We start from the raw sequence: 343 nt of genomic DNA, 5'->3' as shown, positions 1-343 counted from the left end.
ACTCACAAATTTTACCTTAGCCTGATCCGTTACCAGTGAAAGTAACGTTCAGTCTATCTTTCTATCACATACCCAAATTTTTAAAGAACGATCTAATCAAAAGACTAGAAATCAATATTCACAGCGGAATATTCATTTCTAAACTCTCAAACGTTTCGAAGCAGTTAATGGTGGAGCCAAACGGGATCGAACCGTTGACCTCCTGCGTGCAAGGCAGGCGCTCTCCCAGCTGAGCTATGGCCCCATACAAAATTGGTGGGTCTGGGCAGATTCGAACTGCCGACCTCACCCTTATCAGGGGTGCGCTCTAACCAACTGAGCTACAGACCCAATTTCGAGCGCG

General features: G+C 46.1%; 2 tRNA genes. Both read right to left on the bottom strand.

The window, feature by feature from the left end:
- Window positions 1-168: 168 nt before the first annotated feature.
- A tRNA-Ala gene (locus tag KW849_RS31065) sits at window positions 169-244 on the bottom strand.
- Between the two features lie 9 nt (window positions 245-253).
- A tRNA-Ile gene (locus KW849_RS31060) sits at window positions 254-330 on the bottom strand.
- Window positions 331-343 lie beyond the last annotated feature (13 nt).

It is taken from the genome of Pseudomonas sp. PDM26, assembly GCF_019219185.1.
Taxonomy (GTDB): domain Bacteria; phylum Pseudomonadota; class Gammaproteobacteria; order Pseudomonadales; family Pseudomonadaceae; genus Aquipseudomonas.
This window is presented reverse-complemented; position numbering and strand designations above follow the sequence as displayed.